The sequence below is a fragment of the uncultured Clostridium sp. genome, assembly GCF_947072515.1.
Lineage (GTDB): Bacteria > Bacillota > Clostridia > Clostridiales > Clostridiaceae > Clostridium.
In genome coordinates this window covers 1-25,869 of record NZ_CAMTIG010000021.1, presented here as the reverse complement: position 1 = coordinate 25,869, position 25,869 = coordinate 1, and the positions used below count along the sequence as shown (strand labels likewise).

Sequence of the window (25,869 nt, the reverse complement as noted above, 5' to 3'; positions counted from 1 at the left end):
CGAGAAATTATGAAAAAGAAGTTATTATTAGTTTTATGTTCAGCAGTTATGACTATGTCATTAGTTGCATGTGGAGGAGACAAACCAGAAGATAAAGGGGCAGCACAAAAACCAGCTATTACAGATGGAACATATGAAGCTGAAACAAAAGCAGATGATGAAGGAAAAGGTGCTAGGGTTGCATTAACTGTTAAAGAAGGAAAAATAACAGAAGCTAAATACAATGAGTTTACTAAAGATGGTGACAAAAGAAATGATGAAAAATATAACAAAATGATGGAAGAGAAAGTTAAAACTTCACCAGAGAAGTTTGAGCCAGAATTTGAAAAGCAAGTAGTTGAAAAACAAAATGCTGAAATAGATGTTGTAACTGGGGCTACTAATTCAACAGCACAGGCAAAACAATTATTTGAAGCAGCATTAGCAAATGCAAAAGAAGGAAAAACAGATAAAGCTGTTGTTGAAATAAAAAAATAAAAATAGATAAAAGATGATACCTAAGTTAAGGTAGCATCTTTTTTTATGTATAAGAAAGTATAAAATATACAATATCTAGAAAAGATATTGAAGAAGAGTTATTAAAGCACCTAAGAAAATGTAAATGTTTAAATTTTGAAAAATGAAAAATTTATATTCACAAACTTTCAAAAGTTGTGTTATAATTAGAACAATATTAAAATAAATGTTTAAAAATGAAATTTTTGACGAATTAAAATTTCAAAAAGGGGGCATAAAGATGCAAAGAGATTTTTCAATGAGTAACGATAAAGTTATAATAAATTTTACTACAAAGTATTGTTCAAACTTTGAGACTTTATTAGAAAGTGAGGGGTTTAGAAGAGTAGTAGATAATTTTCTTAAAAAAGCAAAAAAGAAAAATACTTTAAGTTATAGATATTTAACTCAATCATTAGGAACTGATGATTTAACGGAAATAAGAAAAGATTTATCAAGAATATTTAAATACTTAACTGTAATGAAAATTGAAGATATAAGAGATATAGATAAGAGATACGGAGTACTTTTAAGTGATAAAGATAGAGCTATTGAATTTATAGAAGAATTATATCTTTTCTGGAGAAGACTTGAAAGATACACTTTAGTTCATGGTGGAGCAAAATCTACAGGACTTGCAGCAATGAGTTTTATTGAAGCAAATGATGGGTTATCAAAGCTTATATTAAAATTATATAGAAAAGTTGAAAAAAATATTTTAGGAAGAGAACCTAAAGTATTTAGACAAATTCCAGCAGGTGGAAATTCATGTCTTATGATAAATGAAATTTTATGGCCAATTCCAGCTGGATATGAAAAATTAGAGCTTATACCATTTATTGATAGTATACTTTTAGAAACACCATTTATAACTTATCCAAAGAGAAATACTAGAAAAGGTATGTTTGCTGAAATTAAGGAAAATCCATTGAAATATTCAACTATGAATAAAGATCATTGGTATTGTTACCCAGCTAAAGTGGGAGAAGTTTTAGCATATATATATTTCCATAGAGACTTTATGGCACATGGAATAACTTTATCTAACCTTTTTGAAATGGCAAGAAAAGATGAGTGTAGAGGTGTTAAGCCGGATCTTATCTATGTATATGGAGCAAAGGATGAAGAAGGCGATGATAAGACAGTTTTCTATAATGATACGAAAAATGATATTATGTTCGGATATGTAAATCATAATGTAGATGTAGATTATTTTGGTTATTTAAAAAAGATGACATTAACGCTACACAATTTAAAAATGATACAAAAGGGAAACTTACCTATTCATGGAGCAATGGTAAATATAACATTAAAAGATGGGAAAAATGCTAATGTTGTAATAATGGGAGATAGTGGAGCTGGAAAATCAGAAAGTTTAGAAGCGCTTAGAACATTAAGTGAAGATTATATCTCTAATATGACTATTCTATTTGATGATATGGGTACATTCAAGCTTGAAGATGGAAAAATAAAAGGATATGGAACTGAAATAGGGGCATTTGTTAGATTAGATGATTTAGATCCAGGTTATGCATTTAAAGAAATGGATAGAAGTATATTTATGAATCCAGACAAAGTAAATGCAAGGCTTGTAATGCCGGTAGCGCCTTATAAAGAAGTTATTAAAGGATATCCAGTAGATTTATTCTATTATGCAAACAATTATACTGCTGTAGGAGAAAATGAGAAATCTATAGATTATTTCAAATCCCCAGAAGAAGCAATTAAAGTATTCAGATCAGGAGCAAGAATGGCAAAAGGAACTACTAGTGAAAAAGGATTAGTAGAAAGTTACTTTGCAAATCCATTTGGACCAGCACAAAAACAAGAGGAAACAGATATATTATTAGACCAATTCTTTAATGAAATGTTTAAAGTAGGAGTTAAAGTAGGACAAATAAAAACATGTCTAGGAGTAGATGGTCAGGAAAAAACTGGACCAAGGGATGCAGCTTTAGAATTATTTGAAGAAATAAAAAAATTATAAAATTTTAATTTAGGGAAAGGCAATATTGCCTTTCTTTTTTTTATATAAAATGCACTCGGCTTTAATATAGTATCTTACATAAATGAAAGAATAGTGTAACGAAGATAAATATGTAGTATTTCATGTATATTTTATAATTAAGTAATAGAGAGGAGGATATCTATGAAAATAATTTTTAAAAATATAAAGGGAAATAAAGTTGATTATGGGATATATTTAACTACTATGACTATTGGATTTTCAATTATATATATTTTTAATTCCATATTATATAATGAGCTACTAGACAGAATAATAAAAAACTTTGATAAAGCAAATGGGGTGTTCTATGCAGCTTTAATGGTAGTTATAATTTCTATGGGCGTATTTATGTATTATGCAAATTCTTTTTTTATAAAGAAAAGAAAAAAAGAATTTGGAATTTTTATGTTATTAGGGATGGGAAAAAAGAAAGTTGCTAAAATGATTTTCACAGAAAATATAGTTATAGGTGCAATTGCAACTGTAGTTGGAACTATAGCAGGAATTATATTGAGTCAATTTATCACAATAGCATATCTGGATATATTTAATTTAAAAAGCATAGAGAGTATGAGTTGGATTAATAGTAAGGCACTTTTAGTTACAATTATTGTATTTTGGATTTTTTATCTATATGTAAGTCTAGGAAGTGCAGATATAGTAAATAGATATACATTACTCCAATTATTTAATGATAGTAAAAGTAGTGAAAAACTTTTTAAAGAAAAGGTAGTAAAGGGAATACCTGCAGTCATACTTATTATATTAGGATACTTAACATATCCTTGGGCAATTGCAACTTTAGGATTAAGTGTAATAGTTACATTGATTATAGTTGTTAAAGGAACATACAAACTATTTAATACTAAAATTATAGAAGGGATAAAAAAGAAAAAAGCAGGAAATGGATTTGAGGATAAAGTTAAATTAGTAGCCTTATCAAACGTATTATTTAGAGTTAGAAGTAACGCACGAACTCTAAGTACTATAACGATTTTAATTGCGTCTACGTTAACTACAGTTGGTATATGCAGTACATTATATTTTTCGAGAGATAGTGGAATAAATAATGAGATAGCAGGAAGTATATATTTTGTGGGAATATTCATAGGAATTGTATTTACGATATGTACATTATCTATTTTATTATTTAAATTAATGCAAGAAGCCTACGAGGAAAGAAATAGATATAAGATTTTAAAGCAAATAGGATTTACTAGAAAAGATATAGATAAAACAATTAGTACTCAGTTAAAACTAATATATATTATTCCTCTAGTTATAGGATTAATACATGCTACAGTTGCATTGAGTATCACTATATTGGGACTAGGTGGAAAGTTCTTTGTAGTAATAGGGGGCATATATCTTATTTATATGGCTATTTATTTTGTATATTTTGTGATTACAAAAATATTATATTCATACATAATATTTAATGAAAATTAAATCTGAAATAGTGGAGCATACTTGCCTCCACTATTTTTATGCAAAAAAAGAAGCAATATAATTATTGCTTCTTAAAAAGGTAAATCATCATTATTACCTAATAAAACTCTTCTTTTCTCCATAAATAGATTATATAAAGTTATACAGAAATCAACAGAAAGATAGGTAACAATTAATATAGCTAAAAATCCAACAGATTTACTATCTAATCCATTTAATGAAGAAAGTAAAAAAGGGTTTAAAACTTTAATTACAAAAACTGATCCTAATCCCCAAGCTAATGAGAAATGAAAACAAATTCTACCGTGAAGGTTAAATGGGTCTTCAGAATAATCCCACCATTTCAATCTGAAAAATTTCTCTAAGAATACACTTGTAGCATATTCTACAACAGACGTTAAGGCTGACGTAAATATAAATAACCATACAACGTTTAACTCTAAGCTTGAAAGACAATTAACTATTAATAATGCACAAAATCCATATATAGGGCAAAATGGCCCGTTTAAAAAACCTCTATTTATAAAAACTTTATGTTTAAAGTATTGATAAGTAACTTCCACACACCATCCTAAAAAGGAATAGATAAAAAATACTAAAATAAAAGTATTAATATTCATAGAATCCTCCTAATGTTATTATATAAATTTATTATAAATCCTAAACCTTAAATAAAGCTTAATAAAAAATAAAGATTGAAATAAATTTATAAAAAAATACTTCTTGATAATAGGCTATACAAAATAGTTTACCCATTATCAAAAAGTATTATTTAAAAAATAAAATTATAAAGTAATATTCCTGTCTATTGGTTGGTTTAAAGAAATGAAAGTATCAGTTCTTTGAATACCATCAATATTATTTATTTTGTTCATAAGAAGCTCTTGTAAATCACTAATATTTTTGCAAATAACTTTAGCAAAGATAGAATAAGCTCCTGTAGTTATGTGAAGTTCAACAACTTCTTTAATTTTTTGCATTTCATCAAAAACATAAGTAAATGATGAAGTTTTATCTACGAATATTCCAACGAAACAACAAACATCATAACCAAGCTTTGGTAAGTTTAATATGATTCTTGTTCCTTTGATTATACCCATATCCTCCATTTTTTTCATACGTACATGGATTGTACCACCACTAACGTGGCAAATTCTTGCGATTTCTAGATAAGGAGTTCTGCAATCTTTTATAAGTAAATCTAATATTTGAAGATCTAACTCATCTAATTGTAAATTATTATTGTTAGCCATATTATCACCTCAGTAATCTGATAAATATATAAATCGTATATAATTCTATCAAAAAAAAACACTTTAATAAAGAGAATATTAAAAAATGTTTAAAATATTTAATAAATATTATTATTTTGATAAAAATTTACAGTTAAGAAAGATAAATGGTATAAAAGAGTAAAATAAACTATGTTTAGTATTGAAAAAAATTTTATTTTAAATTACTATATATAGTATAATGCGGTTTTAGGAGGACATGATTTATGATGCATCTAATTTCAACAATACTTACTTTTGTTATATTGTTTGTTATTACAGTAGCAATATTATTTTTAGGGAAAAAATATGTATTTCCAAAAGTAAGAGTAAACAAATTTATACCATTAGCTGTAGCAATTATATTGCTTCTGCTTCAATTCACAGGCAAGATTACTGGAACATGGTTTGGACTTGTATGTACGCCATTAATTATAATAGGATTATTCTGGTTCTTAGACATTCAACAAACTGGAGGACCAAGACCAAAAGAAAAAGCTATTAAAATGAAGCCAAAAGCAAAACCAAATAGAGTTAAGAATGTGAAAAAGGATTCAAAATAATAAAAGTCTAAGGAATACTATTCCTTGGACTTTTTTGCTAAACTTTATTTAGAATAAAAAATGGGGGAGCTTATAGCTTGTTTATTAGTCGCTTGGTAGATTTTTATGATATACCAGGATTCAGAATTTTCAGGAGTATGATTATATAAATATTTTATTTTATTTAAACCGATATTATCAAGTGAATGGATTAAAACTCCGCCATTACTTATAATTTCAATTTTTTCAATAAGATAATTTTTATCTTCAAGTATAATTGTGAATCTTAAATTAGGTTCATCAGAGAAAGTGCCGCCCATAAAAGTATCGTTAATAAAGTAAAGAAGTCTTAAGGATTTAGATTCAGTTGAAAATGTTTGACGACTTCTAATAGCACTAATAAAAGAATCTTTATTAAATTTTGAGGTGATTACACAAGTTAGATTTTCAGAATCTCCAAAGTTGAAATTAGACTCAGAAAGACCATTTACAGCTCCAAGTTTAAATCCTTTATCTAAAAGAGCAAAATAGTATTTTTCTCTATGAAGGTAACGATTAGAAGTGCCAGAAGTAACCTCAATAGCAGTGATTATTTTATCTAAGAGAGGGCTATAATCTATATTACATAGGCTTTTCAAAGGGTTGCTAATAATAATAAATGCATTTGGATTATTTAAAATCCAAATTGGTAATAGACGTATATCTTTCATAACACCATTAAAATAAGTATTAGAATTTATAATATTTAATTCATTTAAAAAATTTGTTTTACCTTCAAATCCAAAAAGTGAAATAAAATTTTCTCTTTTTTTTGAAAAATGAGAAGATTGAGAGATCCCTTTATCCCATTTGGAGTTTGAGGAAGATAAAAAATCACTATGTTCTGATAATATTAAAAAGTCTAACCCGTTGTGGTAAGCAGAATTATAGCAATCAAGAGGTGTACCTTGACCAATAGAAAGTGAGCTATGTCCATGGAATATTCCATATAAAAATTTACAGTTAGATTGAATCTTAGTATACATATCTAATTTAGCTGGCATAATATATCCTTTTTTATTGTTATATTTATATATAGTCTATAAGAGGGTAAAATAATGACAATAAAAGCTTTAAATGATAAAATAAAATTATAAAAATAAAGAGGTGATTTTTATGATTCATGAATTCGATAAAAAATTTCCAGAAATAAACGAAAATACATACATATCAGAAAGTACGGATATAATAGGAGATGTTTCTATAGAGCGTAAGTGTAACATCTGGTTCGGTAGCCGATTAAGAGGCGATATGAATAAGATAGTTATAGAAGAGGGTACAAACATCCAAGAGAATGCTGTAGTACATGTAGACAGTAAATACCCTGCTTATATAGGGAAAGGCGTTACAGTCGGTCATGGAGCTATTGTGCATGGGTGTACAATAGCAGATAATGTATTGATTGGAATGGGAAGTATAATTTTAAATGGAGCTAAAATAGGAAAAAACTCTATTGTAGGAGCAGGAGCACTAGTTACAGAGCATAAAGAATTTGAAGAGGGCGTACTAATAATAGGAAGTCCAGCTAGAGCAGTAAGAAAACTCAGAGATGAGGAAATTCAAGGAATAAGAGAATCAGCACAGCATTATATAGAATTAAGTGAAAAATATAAATAAACCACTCTAGGAGGAAAAATGATAAAAGTAGGAAAATATAACGTTTTAAAAGTAAATAAAGAAAGAGATTTTGGGTTCTTTTTATGTGATGAACAGGGAGATGAAGTATTACTTCCAAAATCATTATTAAATGGAGAAAAAGTAGAAGTAGACGAAACAATAGAAGTTTTTGTATACATTGACTCAAGTGATAGAAGGGTTGCAACATTAAAGAAACCTATAATTGCAGTTGAAGAAGTTGGATATTTAGAAGTAGCAGGTGTAAGTGATTTTGGAGCTTTCCTTAATAATGGATTAGATAAAGATCTTTTTGTACCAATGAGAGAACAAAAATTTAAGCTATTAAAAGGAAAGAAATATCTTATATATGCATATGTAGATAAGACGGGAAGAATTGCAGGAACTACTGAAATTGATGATTATCTTGATATGGCTGAAGAAGGCATGTATAAAGTAGATGATATGGCTAAAGGAATAACTTATGCTAGAAGTGGTGGAGAAACCTTAAAAGTTTGTATTGATGGAAAATACAGAGGAATCATTTTAGGAAATGAGCATGATGAAGTTATTTATCCAGGAGAAGAAGTAGAAGCAAGAATTAAAAGAATATATGAAGATGGTGTAATAGGATTATCTACTAGAAAGAAAAGATTAGATGCTAGAGAAGAAATAAAAGAAGTTATACTAAAACATTTAAGAGATAATAATGGATTTATGGAATTAAATGATAAGTCAAAACCAGAAGAAATAAAAGAAATTTTTAAAACAAGTAAAAATTATTTTAAAATGGCTTTAGGTGGACTTATGAAAGAAGGAAAAATCAAACAAGATTCAGAGGGAACTTGGCTAATAAAATAATATTGATTTATAGAGAATTAGGGCTGTTATTTTACAGCCCTAATTTTTTTTAAAATAAGAAGTAACTATAGAAAAAAATAATATCAAAAATAGTGTTTTATAAATAGATTATATAGTAATAGTATATTTATAGAATTTAGTGATAAAATATAGTAAAAGGGTTGACTATAAAATTAAAAAGGATTAAAATTATAAAAAAAAGAGATACCCTATGGGGGTATACAGGAGGAAGAAAAATGACAATGCATATAAACGATAGTAATTTTAAAGAAGAAGTTTTAGAATCAAAAGGATTAGTATTAGTAGACTTTTTTGCTACTTGGTGTGGTCCATGTAAAATGATAGCTCCAATATTAGAAGAGTTAGATACTGAATTAAGTGATGTAAAAATTGTAAAAGTTGATGTTGATCAAAGCCCAGAAACAGCAAATACTTATGGAATTCAAAGTATACCAACAATGAAATTATTTAAAGACGGAAAAGATGTTCAAACAACAGTAGGATTTTTACCAAAAGATCAAATAGTATCAATGATTAATAATCATAGATAAAATAAGGGATGATAGTAATGGAAAGATTTGATATTGCAATTATAGGAAGTGGTCCGGCAGGAATATCGGCAGCTTTAAATGCAAAAATTAGAAATAAGTCTTTTATTGTTTTTGGAAGCAAAGAAATAAGCCCAAAACTTGCTTTAGCCCCACATATAAATAACTATTTAGGCTTTAGTTCTATAAAAGGAAAAGACTTACTTACAAATTTTCAAAATCACATAAAAGAGATGGAAATTGAAATAGTTGAAGAGAGAGTAAATAATGTTTACTCAATGGGAGATTATTTTACATTAATGGTAAATCAGAAAATGTATGAAGCTAAAACTGTTATTTTAGCAACAGGAATAGAATACACAAAACCTCTAGAAGGAGAAGAAAAATTCCTAGGTAGAGGAGTAGGGTATTGCGCTACTTGTGATGCACCTCTTTATAAAGGAAAAGAAGTTACTATAATTTCTTATTCAAAAGAGGGAGAAGAAGAAGCTAATTATGTTAGTGAACTTGCAAGTAATGTAAATTATATTCCTATGTATAGAGGAGATTTAAAATTAAACTCTGAAATAAAAGTTATTGAAGGCAAACCAAAAGAGATTGTTGGAGAAGCAAAAGTTGAAAAAGTAATCTTAAAATCAGGAGATGAAATAAAGGCTGATGGAGTATTTTTATTAAAAAATGCAGTACCACCAACACAATTGGTTCCTGGGCTTCAAATTGAAGATGGACATATAAAAGTTGATAGACTTATGAAAACAAATATAGCAGGCTGTTTTGCAGCTGGTGACTGTATAGGTAAGCCTTATCAATATATAAAGTCAGCAGGTGAAGGTAATATTGCAGCACTTAGTGCAGTAAATTATTTAGCTGAAAAAGAATTATAAAATAATGCTAGAGGCTTTGCCTCTAGCATTATTTTTATTGTAATATAAAATAGGCGCTTTTTAGCGCCTATGATTATCTTCTTTTAGTAGCAACTTCTATGTTAACTCTTCTACCATTTAATTTGATTCCTGAACACTTATCAATAACTTTATTAAATGTATCTTTTTCTACAGATACGAATGAGAAGTTTTCAAGAATATCAATTTTATTTATTTTAGATCCGTTTATTTTAGATCTTTCAGAAATAAATGAAATTAAAGCTTTCTTAGTTAAATTATCTCTTTTACCAATAGAGAAGAATAATCTTACATCTTCTTCTTCAGCAGATTTTAAAGAGTCATTAGTATATTCAAATGACATTTCTTTATCAAATTCCATTTTTAAAAGTGCTGCAATAGCATCAACAGCTTCAAAATTATCTAAAATGTTGATAGCAAGTGGTAAGTACTTTTGGTATCCTTTTTTATTAAGATTTTCTTGGATTTGATAGAACTTATCATCAAGTTTTCTATCTAAAATTTCTTGAACTGTTGGAAGGTCACCTCTAGCGATATCTGCTTTAGTAACTCTTTTAATATCTCTAAGCATAGAGTTTTCTCTAGGAGTAACGAAAGAGTATGCAGTTCCTTCTTTATTAGCTCTACCAGTTCTACCGATTCTGTGAACATAAGATTCTACATCTTGTGTTAAATCATAGTTTATAACGTGAGTAACTCCTTCAACATCAATTCCTCTAGCTGCTACATCAGTTGCAACTAAGAAGTTTAAAGCACCCTCTTTAAATCTTTTTAATGTTTTAGTTCTATGCATTTGTGACATATCTCCATGCATACCTTCAACAACATAGTTTTTAGATTGCATGTTTTGAACTAATTCATCAACACCTTTTTTTGTTTTACAGAAAATGATAGCAATATCTGGAGTATCAAAGTCTAATACTCTACAAAGTGCTTCAAATTTATTCTTGTGATTTACAAAGAAAGCAACTTGTTTGATTTTTGAAACAGTCATAGCAACTTTTTTGATTTCGATATGCTTTGAATCTGTTTTCATATATCTATTAGCTAATTTCTTTATTTGAGGTGGCATTGTAGCAGAGAAAAGAAGCGTTTGTCTTTCTTCAGGTAACTCTTTAATAACACTTTCAATGTCTTCAATAAATCCCATGTTTAACATTTCATCAGCTTCATCAAGAACTAAGAATTGAACCTTATCTAAATGAAGTTTTTTACGTTTAATTAGGTCTAAAACTCTCCCTGGAGTTCCAACAACTATATCAATATGCCCACTTAAGGCTCTAATTTGCTTTTGTATTGGGTCACCACCATATACAGGTAAAACACTAACTTTTTCATGCTTAGATAACTTTTTTAGCTCTTCATATACTTGAATTGCAAGTTCTCTAGTAGGTGTAAGTATAATAGAAGCAATACCGTTAGTTTTTTCTAAATTGTTTAATATAGATAAACCAAAAGCGGCAGTTTTTCCAGTACCAGTTTGTGCTTGCCCTATAAGATCATACCCCTCAGAAGCTAATGGTATAGCTTGTGCTTGGATTTGTGATGGTTCCTCATATCCTAAGTCATTAATTGCTTGTAGTAATGATGGCTTTAGGTTTAGATTTTCGAATTTTAAATTTTCCATTTATATTTCCCTTCGTTTGTATGTATTTTATATAAAAAATATTAATATCTTTTTTTGTCTCAACTTACTAAGTATATCTTATAGCAGTATGTGTTGTAAAGGAAACAAATGAAAATAAAATGTTAGAATAAGATTAAAAAGGTTGAATTTAAAGGGTTTCTTCAAAAAAATGTAAAAAGATTCCTCTGAAATTATAGAAAATATGAATGGAATTAAAAGAATTTTTAGATATTAAATATATTTTAATCCAGACTTAAGAAAATATTGAAATATTAAAAAAGAGCTAGTTTTACTTTAGCTCTTTTCTAACTTATAAAGAAATATATAAATATTAAATAAATGAATTAGGTGAAGAATCAGAAGGCATCCTTAAATCACCACGAGGACTTAAAGATATAGTTCCAACTTTAGGCCCATCTGGAAGAGCACTTCGTTTAAATTGTTGAGAAAAAAATCTCCATATAAATTTATCAAGCCATTTTTTAATTTCATCTTCAGAATAAGTATCTTTAAAAGCAATTTTAGCTAAGAAAAGAATTCTTTCTTTAGAAGAGCCATTTTTCATAAAATGATATAAGAAGAAATCATGTAATTCATATGGACCTACGATATCTTCCGTTTTTTGAACAATATTTCCGTCTCCATCAGAAGGTAATAATTCAGGACTTACAGGTGTATCTAAAATATCTAAAAGAGTTTCTTTTACTTTTTCAGTAGATTCATTTTCTGCAACATATTGAACTAGATATCTAACTAATGTTTTAGGAATAGATGGATTTACTGAGTACATTGACATATGATCACCATTATAAGTACACCAACCTAAAGCAAGCTCTGATAAATCCCCAGTTCCTATTAAAAGACCACCTTCTTTATTAGCTAAATCCATAAGGATTTGAGTTCTTTCTCTAGCCTGAACATTTTCATATGTAACATCATGAATATCTTTATCGTGTCCAATATCTTTAAAATGTTGAAGAGCAGCATCGACAATATTTATTTCTCTTAAATCACAATTTAATTCATTACAAAGAGCTAATGCATTGGTATAAGTTCTATCAGTTGTACCGAAACCAGGCATTGTAATAGTTACTATATCTTTTGTATTAAAATTTAAAAGTTTAAAAGTTTTATAAATAACAAGTAAAGCTAAAGTGGAATCAAGTCCACCAGATATTCCAATTACAGCTTTTTTAAGATTAGTGTGTTCTAATCTTTTAGCTAAAGCTGCAGATTGAATATTGAAAATTTCCATACAACGATCAGCTCTTTCTAGAAGATTACTTGGAACAAAAGGATGCTTATCTATAAATCTATCAAAATGTTCGATTAAAGTAGAAGTATAATTATATTTTATAATTCTAGGCTTTATTGATAAATTTTTAGAAGCGTCTCTAAAACTTAAGTTTTTCATTCTTTCTGAATTTAATTTAAAGATATCGATTATAGAATGAATTACTTCATTTTCACGATTGAATCTATTATTTTCTTTCAGAATAGATCCATTTTCGGAAATTAATAAATGACCACTAAAAAGAAGATCAGTAGTAGATTCATGAACTCCAGCAGAGGAATAGATATATGAAGTAATGCATCTTGCACTTTGGTTAGCTATAAGAGATTTTCTATAATTACTTTTAGAAACTAACTCATTAGATGCAGAAAGATTACCGATTATATTAGCACCCATTAGAGAAAGATTTGAACTAGGCGGAATTGTAACCCAAAGATCTTCACAAATTTCAAATGAAATTTTTATATCTTTATATTGGAATAATAAATCAGTTCCAAAAGGAATGTTTTCTTGGAAAAATAAGTCGGTAGTACTATTAGTAATATTTAAACCTTCTGTAAACCAACGTTTTTCATAAAATTCATTGTAGTTTGGAATATATGATTTTGGCATAATCCCTAGAACTTCTCCTTTAAATAGAACATAAGCACAGTTATATAGGATATTATTATTTATAAGTGGTGCACCTACAGCTATAAGGATATCTAAGTCTTTTGTTTTAGATAAAAGTGTTTTTAAGCCCTGATAATTTCTCTCTATAAGAGAACTTTGAAGAAAAAGATCAGCACAAGTATATGAAGTTATACAAAGTTCAGGGAAAACGATAAGTTTAGAATTATTTGTAACAGCTTCATTAATACAAGATAAAATATTATTAAGGTTAAAATCTATATCTGCAACTTTAGTCTTTGGACAAGCAGAACTAACTTTAAAAAAATCCATTAAATCAACTCCTAAATTATATATTATAGTTAGTATTTTCAAATTTATATTAGTTAAACGTAAAAATACTTAAAATTTCAAAATAGATTTGAATGACAAGTCTAATTTATATAACAATAATAAAATGAAAACATTAGAAAATCAATGAAAAGAGAAGAAAATATGAGAAAAGAAAATTTAAAGGGTATAGAATAACTTTTAAAGAGTTTTTCTAAAAATTGTTAAAAGGTGGAAAAAGGAATATAATATAAATATAGAATAAGTAAGGAGATGAAAAAAGATGATTCTATGGATAGTAGTAGCAATATTAGGAATTGGAATTGATTTAATGACAAGTGCATTCTTATTTAGTTTTTTCTCAGTTGGAAGTTTGGGAGCATTAATATTAGAAGCATTTGGGGTAGGATTTGGAATCCAAGTAATAGTATTTTTTATAGTTAGTATATTGCTTATTATTTTTTGTTATCCAATAGTAAAGAAGAAATTAAGACAGTCAACTAAAAGAGTAAAAACTATGGAAGAAGAGTATATAGGGAAAAAATTTATAGCTTATGAAGATATAGAGAAAGAAGGAAGAATAAAGGTAGGAGGCGTTTATTGGGCTGGTATAAATGAAGGAGAGAAAATTTTAAAAAATGAAGAGTTTACCGTAATAGGTATAGAAGGAAGTAAATTAAAAATAAAAAAAGAGGAGTCGAAAAATGAATAGTATGATAGGGATTATAGTACCGATAGTTATTCTTGTAATTATTTTAATAGGGTTATTATCATCAATAAAAATTGTTAATACAGGGTATCTTTATGTAGTTGAAAGATTTGGACAATTTCATAGAGTGTTAGAGCCAGGATGGCATTTTACAATTCCATTTGCAGATTTTGTTAGAAGAAAAATATCAACAAAGCAACAAATACTAGATGTTCAACCTCAATCAGTTATTACAAAAGACAATGTTAAAATATCAGTAGATAATGTTATCTTTTATAAATTATTAAATGCTAGAGATGCAGTATATAATATTGAGGATTATAAAGCAGGAATAGTTTATTCTGCAACAACTAATATTAGAAATTTAATAGGTAATATGAGCTTAGATGAGGTATTATCAGGAAGAGATAAAATAAATCAAGATTTATTAACTATAATAGATGAAATAACAGATGCTTATGGAATAAAAATACTTTCTGTTGAAATAAAAAATATAATTCCACCAGCAGAAATTCAAAATGCAATGGAAAAACAAATGAAGGCGGAAAGAGATAAAAGAGCAATGATACTTCAAGCTGAAGGACAAAGACAATCACAAATAGAAAAGGCTGAAGGAGAAAAACAAGCAAGAATTTTAGAAGCAGAAGCACAAAAAGAAGCTCAAATAAGACGTGCAGAAGGACTTAAAGAATCACAACTGTTAGAAGCAGAGGGGAAAGCAAGTGCAATACAAAGAATAGCAGATGCTGAGTCAGAAGCTATAAGAAAAGTAAACTCTGCAATTATTGAATCAGGAACAGATGAAAGAGTTATAGCATTAAAACAAGTAGAAGCACTAAAAGAAATGGCAAATGGACCAGCAAATAAACTTATATTACCAAATGAAACACTTTCTTCTTTAGGAAGTATAGCAGCTATTGGAGATATGCTTAAAAATAAAGAGTAAAAAAAATTTGAATATTGTAAAATAAAACCTATGGAATTTGTAAAAAAACCATAGGTTTTTTTGAAAAAAACGTTAATAAAAAGAATAAAGCTTGAAAAAAGCAAAGAAAAATCGTAATATATTAATATAAAGTATTAATTTGGAGGCATTTAAATGAGTAAGAAAATTATAAGTTTAATTTGCTTAGTGATAATTTTGATTATATTTGGTGGATATAAGATAAGTAAAATCAATGGGAAAAATGGTGTAATTGTTACCAATAGCAGAAATTTAGATTCGACAACAACTATAAATGCTGTTACTAAGGAAATTAATCAAACGGATACAACAAAATAAAAATTAACTTAATAAAAACAATTTAAAATACATAATATTTATAGAGATTATTTAAGATAATCTCTATTTTTTTTATAAAAAATAGAAAGAGAGATTTAATAGAATTAAAATAAAAGAAGTAAAAATAGAAAAAAATAGGAATTTTGTTCATTAAAAATACAAAAAATTATTAATTTAGAAAAAAAGTTTAAAAAAAGTTCAAATTTAGACAAAAATATGATATACTCAAGATGTCAAAAGAAAGACAAGCTAAAAGATATTTTTTTGGGGGGGATATTAATGAAATTGAAGAAAATTATTTCATTAGTTGGAGCAGTAATATTAGGGGCTTCAATATTTGTAGGGTGTGGAGGAGCAAAGTCTTCAGAGGTACCAGAGGAGTTAATAGTACAATTTGTACCATCTAGAGATGCAAGTGAAATTGAAAAAGCAACAGATCCACTACAAAATATGTTAAAAGAAAAGTTAAAAGACAAAGGTTTCGATATAGAAAAGGTTTCAGTAAAGGTTGGAACAAATTTTGAAACAGTTGCAGAAGCATTAGGTGCTGGGACAGCACAAGTAGGGTTTATTCCAGGTAGTACATATGTATTATATGATGGTGAATCAGAAGCACTATTAACTGCAACAAGAGATTCTTTAAATCATGATTCAGATGAAGCAAAAGATTGGAATACAGAACCAACTAAAGGAATGGATGATAATAAAGCAGATAGTTATAGAAGTTTAATTATAGCTGGTCCATCAGAAAAGGGACAGGCGTTAGCTAAAAAAATAAATAATGGTGAAAAATTAACAGCAGAAGATATAAAAGATGTTAAATGGGCAGTACCTAGTAGTACAACTTCACCAGCTGGATATGTTTATCCATCATTATGGATAAAAGATAATTTTGGATTAAATGGATTAAGTGCAATAAGCGATTCATTAATTCAAACACCATCATATGCAGATGCAGTTGCAAAATTAGCAGCAGGGCAAGCAGATGTTATGACAGGATATGCAGATGTTAGAAGAGACTATGAAAGTGGTTGGACAAAAGATCATGGAAAGAAAAATATTTGGGAAGAAACAGCAGTTATAGGAGTTACTAAGCCAATATACAACGATATGATCGCAGTAACAAAAGATGAATCTATGACACCAGAATTAAAACAAGCAATTCAAGATTCATTCTTAGAAATAGCAGAAACAGATGAAGGTAAAGAAATAATAGCAATTTACAGTCATTCAGGATATACAAAAGCAGAAGATAAAAATTATGATAGTGAGCGTGAAGCACAAAAATTACTAAAAGAATTAAATAAATAAAATTTTTAGTTAATAGAGGTAAATTATTTTTAGGCTCATGAAATCTTTCATGGGCCTATTTTTTCATAATTGGAGGTAAGAGATTGATTAAATTTGAGAATGTAAATAAGGTTTATCCTAATGGATATAAAGCGTTAAAAGATATAAATTTAGAAATAAATCAAGGTGAATTTGTAGCCATAATTGGATTGTCAGGTGCAGGAAAATCAACACTTTTAAGAACTATAAACAGAATGCATGATATAACTGATGGAAAATTAGTAGTTAATAATAAGGAAGTTAATAATTTAAAAGGAAAAGAATTAAGAAGCTTTAGAAGAAATATAGGAATGGTATTTCAATCTTTTAACTTAATAAATAGAACAACTGTTATAAAAAATGTTTTAACATCAAGAGTACCAGATATGCCTATTTATAAATCAGCGTTAGGTTTATTTTCAAAAGAAGATAAAGTAATTGCATTAGAAGCGTTAGATAAAGTTGGAATTCTAGATAAAGCATATGTTAGAGCAGATCAATTATCTGGAGGACAACAACAAAGGGTGGCACTTGCAAGAACATTAGCTCAAAAACCAGAAATAATTTTAGCCGATGAGCCAGTTGCAGCACTAGATCCAGTTACAGCTAAAGAAGTAATGGATGACTTTAAGAGAATAAATAAAGAAATGAATATATCTATCCTTATAAACATTCATCATGTAGACTTAGCTTTAAAATATGCAGATAGAGTAATTGGAATTAAAGCAGGAGAAATAATTTATGATGGACCTTCATCAAAAGTAACTGGAGAGGTATTAAAAGAGATATATGGTAGAGAAGTTACTCAAGATGAAATGATGGGGGAGTAATATGATAAATAAAATCTTTAAACAAAAAGAAATTAATCTTTCGAATGGAAAAAAAATAAAAGAACCAATTTCTAAAACACCATTTATAGTTATTGGACTTGTGATTTTAGTTTTTATAGCAATGCAAATAACAGATTTTTCTTTTGCTACATTGCTAAAAAGAGGAGAAAAATTCTTTGGAATGATTAAGGATATGTTTCCTCCAGATTTTAATTATATAAAACCTATATGGACACAACTTTTAGATACTATAAAAATGTCTCTATTAGGATCAGTAGTAGGGTGTGTTATAGCAATTCCATTTGCAATACTTTCAGCAAGCAATATAAATGGAAATAAATATACATTAACTATAGTAAGATTTTTTTCAAGTGTAATAAGAACACTTCCAACTTTAATAATAGCTATAATTGCAACTTTTATATTTGATGTTGGAACATTTGCAGGAACAGTAGCTATTTCAATATTTACATTTGGAATAGTAGCTAAAATGCTTTATGAAAAAATAGAAACAATAGATATGGGACCATTTGAATCAATGGAAGCAGTAGGAGCAACTAAATTACAAGCCTTTATAGGGGCAGTAGTTCCACAAATTTTACCTACATATCTTTCAGTATGCTTATATAGTTTTGAAATAAATGTTCGTTATGCAGCTATATTAGGATATGTTGGAGCAGGTGGAATAGGAATAATCTTAAACGAAAAAATAGGATGGAGAGAATACGATAGAGTTGGAATGATTCTTTTAATGTTATTCATAACAGTAATTTCAATTGAGTATTTAAGTAAATTTATAAGGGAGAGATTATCGTAGATGACAGAAAAAATTAAGAAGCAGCTTTTAGCTGAACCAAAAGTTTGGGTAAAGAGAAGTATAAATATAATAGGAATCCTTTTAATTCTCCTTTGGGCAAGTACAAGTGTAGAATTTAAAGGAATACAAAAAGATGGTTTTGGAATAGTCGAAGGGATTATAAAGGGATTGTTTACACCAGATACAGAATTTCTTTTTAACTTCACAAAAACAGGTGTACTATATTTAATATTTGAAACAGCATGTATAGCATTTTTAGGAACTATCATAGGGGCTATAGTATCAGTTCCATTTGCATTCCTTTGTGCAAGTAATATAGTACCGAAATGGGTAAGTACAATTGGTACATTTATAGTAGCAGCTATAAGAACATTCCCAGCGTTTGTATATGGACTAATGTTTATAAGAGTATCAGGACCGGGTCCTTTTACAGGAGTATTAACTCTTTCTGTTGCATCAATAGGAATGATTACTAAACTTTATATAGAAGCTATAGAAGATTTAGATACAAGAATTTTAGAATCACTTGATGCTGCTGGATGTACTACATTTCAAAAAATAAGATATGGGATTTTACCTCAATTATTTACAAACTTTGTATCAACTGCAATATATAGATACGAAATAAATGTTAAAGATGCAACTATTTTAGGAATGGTTGGAGCAGGTGGAATCGGAGCACCACTTATCTTTGCAATGAACTCTTATAATTGGAGTAAAGCAGGTGCAATATTAATAGTACTTATAATCTTTGTATTATTAGTAGAATTCTATTCAGGAAAATTAAGAACAAAATTAGCAAGAGGGTAAAACAATTGAAAATAAAAAAATAAAAGGAATTGTCTCAAAAAGAGGCAATTCCTTTTTATATAATTGGCTGAATGGATAGGTTATAAGGGGATATAACTATGGGGGTCAGCCAAATATATCAATTTAAAATGGAAGATTTTCGCTTGATATAAGCTCTGCATCTTCAGGAATCTGTTCTGAATTTTTCTTTTTTGTTGAGTTAATAAATTCAAAACTATCAGCGAGAACAGTTGTAGTATAGACAGTTTTATCATTTTCTTCATCAAAGTAAGGAGATCTATCTATTCTACCAAATAAACCTATATGACTTCCTTTTTTAGTATGTTCACACATAACTTCTGCATTTCTATTAAAAATTACAAAAGGAATGAAATGAGTTGTATCTTTTATTCTATCATTTACTGCAATACTACCTTTAGTAAAAGGTATATTTTTATCTTTAGAGTATTTAAGTTCTAAATCATTAGTTAAATAGCCTGTTAATATGACTTTATTCAAAAAAATCAACTCCTTAATGTGTTCTCATTAAGGAGTATTAACAAAAAATAGAAAAATATACAATTAATATATAAGTTTTAAGGATTTCTTATTATTAGTAGAAATATTTTTATATTTTATAAAATATTCAATTAAAAGTTCAGGCATTTCAATTTGAATTTCCTTTATAATAGGAGCATCTTTAAAGAATTCGAAGCCACCAGAACCACTAGTTCTATAGTTATTCATAACAATAGAAAATTTATCAGTATCTTCAATTTCAACTCCATTATATTTAACAGAAGAGATTCTAGAAGAATCTGTTTTAGTTAAATCAAAAGTATATGAAATATTGTAAAAATAATCATAATTATAATGCTCTATTTTAGGTTCTAAAAAAGTTTTTGAAATTTCAAGGGAACCATTTTCATTTAAATGAAAATATTCTGAGCATCTATATAAAGCTTTTTTTAGAATTGTACCTGTAATTTCTAGAACTACTAAGGTATTAGGATAGATGTAAGTAGAAACAATATCTCGTATAGTAACCTCTTTATTAAAACCTTTAATTGAATTAGCAAATGATGTACATGCTATTTGGGCATCTGAGAAATGAAGTTGTACACTATTTATAAAATTTGCAAGAGTACTACCATTAATGGCCATATCTAAATGAGTAGTAGGAAGAAGAGAAGTATCTAAAAATCCTACTGGAGTATCAAGCCATTCTTGAACTTTATCTTCAATAGATTGTAATAAATTTAATCCTTCTTTGTTAGGATTAATAGTAGGTACTTCTAATGAAGAGATTATATTTTTATTATTATCATCATCTATAGTAATGTTTATAGTAGCAAACTTTGTTCCGTTATTTGGAGTTTGTACAATATGTGTACCAAATAAGTTTTTATTGTAAATTTCCATATGTTGATGGCCTGTTAATAATAAATCTAAGGATAGTGTAGAACAAATTTTATAAGCTATGTTCTCAGAAGTTGTACTTAAAACATCACCTGTTTCTAAATTATTTTCAAAACCACCATGATAAACACCAATTAAAATATCTACTTTATCTTTTAAAGAGGATATTTCTTGTTTTATTGAAGAATATGTATCCATAACTTGAATATTAACTAAATTTTTAGGTTGTTCCCAAAGTGGAATGAAATCTGTAGTTATTCCAATTAAACCTATTTTAAGTCCGTTTTCTAATACTTTTATACTAGAAGGTAAGATAGGAAGTTTGTTAGTTTTATCTTTTATGTTTGCACATATACATGTAGCATCTAAATTTTCTAGATAGTTTTTCAAATAATCATATCCATAATTAAAGTCATGATTACCTAGAGTTATAAAATCATATTTACCTATATTTAAAATTTCACTTAAAGGATTAAATGAAAATTGATTTTTAGATAAATAAGTTGTAAAAGGTGAACCTTGGATAGTATCACCACCATCAATTATTAAAGTATTACCATCTTTCTTGAAATTGCTAATAATATTTAATAAACCTAAGTTTTTTTCATCAAAATCTCTATAATCAGTTGGAAATATATATCCATGAATGTCAGAAGTAAAATAAATTTTTAAATTTTTCATAATAAACACCTCAAAACAAGTATATCAAAAAAAGAATAAACTGTTAATAATTTTTTAAGGAAAAATGTAGAAAGATGTAGAAAAAAATAATGTATTTCCAAAATATATATTAAAAATGGAGGGGAAGGATATATTTTTTAGAAAATTCTGAAAGAAGAAAAAGAAAATAAATGTAAACTCAAAATGAACAAAGTGAGAGTAGTTATAAATTTCGTCATAGAAAATTGAAAAAAATGTCGAATTGTGTTATAGTTTTATTAAAGTATTAAACAAAAACAGATAAAAATTTAAAAATGTTAAACAATATGAATAAAAACAGATAAACTCAAGGGGGAGTACACATGACAGAAACAACTGTTATTAAAAGCAATACAAAACTAAAACACCCACCAGGGCTGTATCTTTTATTTTTTACAGAAATGTGGGAAAGATTTAGTTATTATGGGATGAGATCACTTCTAATCTTGTATTTAACAACTAGCTTTGTTCAAGGTGGACTTGGATTTACCGTAGGAACAGGAGCTATGATTTATGGATTATATACAGGTTTTACATATTTCACTCCAATAATAGGAGGATATTTAGCAGATAGATTTTTAGGACAAAAGTTATCTATAATAATTGGTGGAATTGTAATGGTAATAGGAAATCTTGCATTGTTTGGCGTGCCAGGACATGTAGGATTATTTTTAGGACTAGCACTATTAATTATAGGGAATGGATTCTTTAAACCAAACATATCTACAGTAGTAGGACAACTTTATCCAGAAGGTGATAGTAGAAAAGATTCAGCATTTACAATTTTCTATATGGGAATAAATGTTGGTTCATTAATAGCACCTATAATATGTGGATTACTTGCAGAAAATATTTTTGCAAATACAATAAATGGACAAATTGTACAATATGGCTTTAAATATGGCTTTTTAGCATCAGCAATTGGAATGATAATCGGACAAGTTATATTTATGGCTTTATCACCTAAATATTTAGGTCATTTAGAAAGAAAAAAAGTAGAAAAGAAAGTAATAGAAAAGAAACCTTTAACAGCAAAAGAAAAGAAAAGAACAATAGCTATATTTATATTAGCTGCATTCGTAGTATTTTTCTGGGCAGGATTCGAACAAGCTGGAAGTTCACTTACAATGTTTGCTGAAAAGCTAACAAATAGAGATGTTTTAGGAATGACAGTTCCTGTATCATGGCTTCAATCGTTAAATCCAGTATTCGTATTAATTCTTTCACCGATATTTGCAAAGGTATGGTTTGTACTTGCAAATAGAAGAAAAGGGGATATGAAAGTACCAGTAAAAATGGCTATTGGGATGATAGTACTAGGAGTTGGATTCTTAGTAATGGTATTTGCAACTATGTCAGTTGGAGATGGGACAAATCCAGTAGTAAAAGCTAGTATGTGGTGGCTTGTAATAACTTACTTCTTTAATACAGTTGGGGAATTATGTCTTTCGCCAATAGGATTATCGATGGTTACTAAAATAGCACCTGCAAAGCTTGCATCTCTTTTAATGGGAGTATGGCTTGCAAGTTCAGGAGTTGCAAATATTCTAGGCGGATTTATAGCTTCAAATTTAGATTCTTTTGGAGCAAAAGAAATATTTGGACTAATATCAGGAGTATGTATTATTTTAGGAATAGTATTATTATTATTAAGTAATAGAATTGCAAAAATGATGGAATAAAATATATTTAAATACAAAACTCATTAGGTTGTACCTAATGAGTTTTTTTTATAAAAATATAAAATTTTAGAATAATAATATAGAAGAAGGTTTAGGGCTAAAGTACAAAAAATATTTTTTATATAAAATGAAGAATTATAGTAGTAACGTATGTTACATAAAAACTTTTTGGGTGGAAGTATAATTAACTCATAGAATAAATACAAAAGAGGTTGATACTTATGAAAGAAGTTTTACACATAAATAAAAAAATAGAAAATGAGAAATTAGAAAAATTAACTGAATTACTAAGAAGATTAAATACAGAAGAACTTACTAAAAAATTAAGAAAAGAAGCAATTGAACTAGTAAAGAATATAGACCCATTAGAAATATCATTAGCAGAACAAAAGCTTATAGATGATGGAATGAATCCAAATGAACTTAGACATTTATGTGATATTCACATGGAAATATTAAAAGATGAATTAGAAAGACTTGAAAAAAGCGTGGAAAAAGGACATGTATTATATACATTTATAAAAGAGCATGAAGAAATATTGAAGTTTTTAGATGGATTAGAATCTTTAAATAAAGAAATACAAAAAATGAAAAGTTTTGATGAAGAAAAGATAAAAAAAGGTAGAGCATTAGGAGTAAGCTTATTGAATGCAGAACCACATCATAAAAGAGAAGAAGAGGTGTTGTTTAAAAAGTTAGAAAGCTTAGAAATAACAGGACCAACAAGAGTAATGAGATTAGAACATGAAGAATTAAGAATGAAGAAAAGAGAATTAAAAGAACTTTGTTCAGTATGGAAATATTTAAGTTTAGAAGATTTTAAAGAAAGATTTGATAAAATATCTAAGGATATAGTATTTGAGTTAAGAGATCATATATTTAAAGAAAATTATATTCTTTATCCAACAGCAATGGATTCAATAAAAGAAGATGAATTTAAAAAATTAAAAGAAGAATGTGACATGTTAGGATACTGTGTGTTCACTCCAAAAGATTCAATATAAAATGAAAAGCTAAGTAATTTAAAATTTACTTAGCTTTATTTTATTATAGAGAAGAAAGTAAAGTTTGAATTTGTTCAGTTATATTACCTTTTAAAATTCCGCCATGATAAAGAACAATAGTTTGAATATCATAGTTAAGTAATTTTTTTAATGATTCTTTATATAAATTATCATCAAAGTTTATTCCTTTTCTACCAGTTTTTAAAGTGTTATCCTCTGAAAATAACATATCTCCAGCAATAAGAATTTTACCATCATTAAAATAAAGGCAAGTATGACCCAAAGTATGCCCAGGAGTGTGAATTACTTCGACATCACCAGCGATATTTAAAGTTTCACCATCTGTTAAAACTCTATCTACGTTAACTGCTGTATTAGCAAAGCCTTTTTTAAACATGTTATATCTAGATTCTAATTCAGGTGTTAAATTGTCTTTGTTTTCTTCAAGAGCATTTAACTTATGAGGAAGTAAAGTACCATCTATATAAGGGATTTCCTCTTTAAGAGCCATTATTTCGATATTGTTATTCATTTTCTTCATTTGTGATACATTACCTACATGATCAATATCTTGATGAGTAAGTATTATTCCTGTTAAATCAGAAATAGTTAAATCTAGTTTTTTTAATTCTGATTCAAAAGAATCTAAAGTATTTGGGAATCCTGTATCTATTAAAATAGCTTCAGAAGAAGTTTTTATTAATGCAGGTGTTATAAGACTGTTATGTCCCATAAAAGAAACATTAATATCTAATGTATAAAGATAATTAGTTAATTTCATTGTAAAGTCTCCTTTAATCATATAATTTTATAGTTTATATATAGTATAACTAAAGAAAGTTAAAAAATAGGAAGAAAATATTAATTATAAAAAGATTAAAAGTTATAAATAAAGAATATTTGTAGTATATACACAAAATAAAGAGAAAAACTATATATTGTAAAAGGAATTAGGTTATATTGGAGGAAAAAATGAGAAAAGTAAAAAGGACAATAGAGTTTCTAGGAATAATATTCTTATTAGCATTCATTTTCTATAGTTATAGATATTATAAAATAAATAGTTTTATGGATACAGGAATAAGCAATGCTAATAGTGGCGAATATGAGGAGGCAGTAGAATGCTTTAATGAAGTAATAAACAGAGATAAAGATAATAAATTAGCAAAAAAGAGTATTGAAGAGATAAAAGATTATTTATTAGCTGATGACTTATATCTAAAAGGAAAAATAGAAGAAGCTAATAAAGTTATACTTGGTATAGTGAAAAATGGTGTTGATTGGAATATGTTAAAAGAAGATATAGATGCATTAGAAGAGAAAATTGATGATGCAGTAGAAAAACAAATACAAAAAAAAGAATTAACTTGTGAAGAAGGTTTGAAACTTATAGAGGAAAATGATGGGGAATTTTTAGATGAATTACTTAGAGAAACGTATTATAAAGTAAAGCCTAGAATATGGTGTGATTTAAAGGATACTGGAGAAGAGGGAAAAGGACTTAGAAATGGAATAAATATTTTTAAATTACCTATACAAGAAGCCTATATTTTCTATGTTGATAGCGATTATACTATGGCTGTTTATATAGTTGATAAAATTGAAAGAAATGTATATAGAATGCCTAATCAAGGTGGTGGAGTTGGATATTTAATGAAAAAAGATAAAATAATTAAAGAATATCCAGCAGTAGAATAATATAAAAAGTGTGTTACTAATT

General features: G+C 27.6%; 26 protein-coding genes. 18 read left to right on the top strand and 8 right to left on the bottom strand.

The genetic code is table 11. The features are described from left to right. Positions 1-9: 9 nt before the first annotated feature. The 3 genes from Q0W06_RS09480 (at position 10) to Q0W06_RS09470 (ending at position 3,952) form a co-directional block, all read left to right on the top strand. Positions 10-477: an FMN-binding protein gene (locus Q0W06_RS09480; protein WP_297634361.1), complete on the top strand. Its 468-nt coding sequence runs from the start codon at positions 10-12 to the stop codon at positions 475-477. Positions 478-736: 259 nt separating this feature from the next. Next, positions 737-2,482, top strand: coding sequence for a phosphoenolpyruvate carboxykinase (locus tag Q0W06_RS09475; RefSeq protein ID WP_297634358.1), 1,746 nt, complete (start codon positions 737-739; stop codon positions 2,480-2,482). Positions 2,483-2,644: 162 nt separating this feature from the next. After that, the gene (locus Q0W06_RS09470; RefSeq protein ID WP_297634355.1) at positions 2,645-3,952 is read left to right on the top strand and encodes an FtsX-like permease family protein; all 1,308 of its coding nucleotides are present in this window, start codon (positions 2,645-2,647) and stop codon (positions 3,950-3,952) included. A gap of 71 nt (positions 3,953-4,023) precedes the next feature. Here the strand turns inward: Q0W06_RS09470 and Q0W06_RS09465 are convergent, their stop codons facing one another. Beyond that, on the bottom strand, positions 4,024-4,572 hold the full coding sequence (locus tag Q0W06_RS09465) for a putative ABC transporter permease (RefSeq protein WP_297634352.1): 549 nt from the start codon (positions 4,570-4,572) through the stop codon (positions 4,024-4,026). A 165-nt stretch (positions 4,573-4,737) separates the two neighbouring features. Continuing rightward, positions 4,738-5,205 (bottom strand): Lrp/AsnC ligand binding domain-containing protein, encoded by a 468-nt coding sequence (locus Q0W06_RS09460; protein ID WP_297634349.1) that lies wholly within the window; start codon positions 5,203-5,205, stop codon positions 4,738-4,740. A 245-nt stretch (positions 5,206-5,450) separates the two neighbouring features. Here Q0W06_RS09460 and Q0W06_RS09455 point away from each other — a divergent pair, with 245 nt between their 5' ends. Then, positions 5,451-5,786 carry a hypothetical protein gene (locus Q0W06_RS09455; protein WP_297634346.1) on the top strand — a complete coding sequence of 112 codons (336 nt, stop codon included), beginning with the start codon at positions 5,451-5,453 and terminating at the stop codon, positions 5,784-5,786. Positions 5,787-5,830: 44 nt separating this feature from the next. Here Q0W06_RS09455 and Q0W06_RS09450 read toward each other — a convergent pair whose 3' ends face one another. After that, positions 5,831-6,808 carry a histidinol phosphatase gene (locus tag Q0W06_RS09450; protein ID WP_297634344.1) on the bottom strand — a complete coding sequence of 326 codons (978 nt, stop codon included), beginning with the start codon at positions 6,806-6,808 and terminating at the stop codon, positions 5,831-5,833. 112 nt (positions 6,809-6,920) lie between these two features. Here Q0W06_RS09450 and Q0W06_RS09445 point away from each other — a divergent pair, with 112 nt between their 5' ends. The 4 genes from Q0W06_RS09445 (at position 6,921) to Q0W06_RS09430 (ending at position 9,711) form a co-directional block, all read left to right on the top strand. Next, positions 6,921-7,421 (top strand): gamma carbonic anhydrase family protein, encoded by a 501-nt coding sequence (locus tag Q0W06_RS09445; protein ID WP_297634342.1) that lies wholly within the window; start codon positions 6,921-6,923, stop codon positions 7,419-7,421. Positions 7,422-7,439: 18 nt separating this feature from the next. After that, positions 7,440-8,279 carry a S1-like domain-containing RNA-binding protein gene (locus Q0W06_RS09440; protein ID WP_297634339.1) on the top strand — a complete coding sequence of 280 codons (840 nt, stop codon included), beginning with the start codon at positions 7,440-7,442 and terminating at the stop codon, positions 8,277-8,279. Positions 8,280-8,515: 236 nt separating this feature from the next. Next, positions 8,516-8,830, top strand: coding sequence for a thioredoxin (trxA, locus tag Q0W06_RS09435; RefSeq protein WP_297634336.1), 315 nt, complete (start codon positions 8,516-8,518; stop codon positions 8,828-8,830). An 8-nt stretch (positions 8,831-8,838) separates the two neighbouring features. After that, positions 8,839-9,711 (top strand): NAD(P)/FAD-dependent oxidoreductase, encoded by an 873-nt coding sequence (locus Q0W06_RS09430; protein ID WP_297634334.1) that lies wholly within the window; start codon positions 8,839-8,841, stop codon positions 9,709-9,711. Between the two features lie 73 nt (positions 9,712-9,784). On the opposite strand, the gene Q0W06_RS09425 is transcribed toward Q0W06_RS09430, so the two are convergent. Continuing rightward, entirely contained in the window at positions 9,785-11,356 is a 1,572-nt protein-coding gene (locus Q0W06_RS09425) for a DEAD/DEAH box helicase (RefSeq protein WP_297634331.1), read from the bottom strand. A gap of 331 nt (positions 11,357-11,687) precedes the next feature. After that, positions 11,688-13,592 (bottom strand): NAD(+) synthase, encoded by a 1,905-nt coding sequence (locus Q0W06_RS09420; protein WP_297634328.1) that lies wholly within the window; start codon positions 13,590-13,592, stop codon positions 11,688-11,690. 280 nt (positions 13,593-13,872) lie between these two features. Between Q0W06_RS09420 and Q0W06_RS09415 the strand changes: the two genes are divergently transcribed. The 7 genes from Q0W06_RS09415 (at position 13,873) to phnE (Q0W06_RS09385) (ending at position 19,366) form a co-directional block, all read left to right on the top strand. Next, complete coding sequence (locus Q0W06_RS09415) at positions 13,873-14,301, top strand: NfeD family protein (protein ID WP_297634325.1); 429 nt, start codon at positions 13,873-13,875, stop codon at positions 14,299-14,301. A 1-nt stretch (position 14,302) separates the two neighbouring features. Then, entirely contained in the window at positions 14,303-15,244 is a 942-nt protein-coding gene (locus Q0W06_RS09410; protein ID WP_297634455.1) for an SPFH domain-containing protein, read from the top strand. A gap of 153 nt (positions 15,245-15,397) precedes the next feature. After that, complete coding sequence (locus tag Q0W06_RS09405; protein ID WP_297634323.1) at positions 15,398-15,580, top strand: hypothetical protein; 183 nt, start codon at positions 15,398-15,400, stop codon at positions 15,578-15,580. A 279-nt stretch (positions 15,581-15,859) separates the two neighbouring features. Further along, a complete protein-coding gene (locus Q0W06_RS09400) occupies positions 15,860-16,891 on the top strand; it encodes a PhnD/SsuA/transferrin family substrate-binding protein (RefSeq protein ID WP_366516765.1) in 1,032 nt (343 codons plus the stop codon). An 83-nt stretch (positions 16,892-16,974) separates the two neighbouring features. Beyond that, positions 16,975-17,739 (top strand): phosphonate ABC transporter ATP-binding protein, encoded by a 765-nt coding sequence (gene phnC / locus Q0W06_RS09395; RefSeq protein ID WP_297634320.1) that lies wholly within the window; start codon positions 16,975-16,977, stop codon positions 17,737-17,739. Between the two features lies 1 nt (position 17,740). After that, positions 17,741-18,556: a phosphonate ABC transporter, permease protein PhnE gene (gene phnE / locus Q0W06_RS09390; protein WP_297634317.1), complete on the top strand. Its 816-nt coding sequence runs from the start codon at positions 17,741-17,743 to the stop codon at positions 18,554-18,556. Continuing rightward, positions 18,557-19,366, top strand: a complete 810-nt coding sequence (phnE, locus tag Q0W06_RS09385; RefSeq protein WP_297634314.1) for a phosphonate ABC transporter, permease protein PhnE — start codon at positions 18,557-18,559, stop codon at positions 19,364-19,366. A 123-nt stretch (positions 19,367-19,489) separates the two neighbouring features. On the opposite strand, the gene Q0W06_RS09380 is transcribed toward phnE (Q0W06_RS09385), so the two are convergent. Both Q0W06_RS09380 and Q0W06_RS09375 read right to left on the bottom strand, forming a co-directional pair. Next, positions 19,490-19,864 carry a single-stranded DNA-binding protein gene (locus Q0W06_RS09380; protein ID WP_297634311.1) on the bottom strand — a complete coding sequence of 125 codons (375 nt, stop codon included), beginning with the start codon at positions 19,862-19,864 and terminating at the stop codon, positions 19,490-19,492. Positions 19,865-19,927: 63 nt separating this feature from the next. Beyond that, entirely contained in the window at positions 19,928-21,445 is a 1,518-nt protein-coding gene (locus tag Q0W06_RS09375) for a bifunctional UDP-sugar hydrolase/5'-nucleotidase (protein WP_297634308.1), read from the bottom strand. Positions 21,446-21,786: 341 nt separating this feature from the next. On the opposite strand from Q0W06_RS09375, the gene Q0W06_RS09370 reads away from it, so the two are divergent. Further along, positions 21,787-23,145 carry a peptide MFS transporter gene (locus Q0W06_RS09370; protein ID WP_297634305.1) on the top strand — a complete coding sequence of 453 codons (1,359 nt, stop codon included), beginning with the start codon at positions 21,787-21,789 and terminating at the stop codon, positions 23,143-23,145. A gap of 221 nt (positions 23,146-23,366) precedes the next feature. Further along, a complete protein-coding gene (locus Q0W06_RS09365) occupies positions 23,367-24,149 on the top strand; it encodes a DUF438 domain-containing protein (protein ID WP_297634302.1) in 783 nt (260 codons plus the stop codon). 43 nt (positions 24,150-24,192) lie between these two features. Here the strand turns inward: Q0W06_RS09365 and Q0W06_RS09360 are convergent, their stop codons facing one another. After that, positions 24,193-24,930 (bottom strand): MBL fold metallo-hydrolase, encoded by a 738-nt coding sequence (locus tag Q0W06_RS09360; RefSeq protein WP_297634298.1) that lies wholly within the window; start codon positions 24,928-24,930, stop codon positions 24,193-24,195. Between the two features lie 191 nt (positions 24,931-25,121). Between Q0W06_RS09360 and Q0W06_RS09355 the strand changes: the two genes are divergently transcribed. Further along, positions 25,122-25,847: a hypothetical protein gene (locus tag Q0W06_RS09355; RefSeq protein WP_297634295.1), complete on the top strand. Its 726-nt coding sequence runs from the start codon at positions 25,122-25,124 to the stop codon at positions 25,845-25,847. The last annotated feature ends 22 nt before the right edge of the window (positions 25,848-25,869 follow it).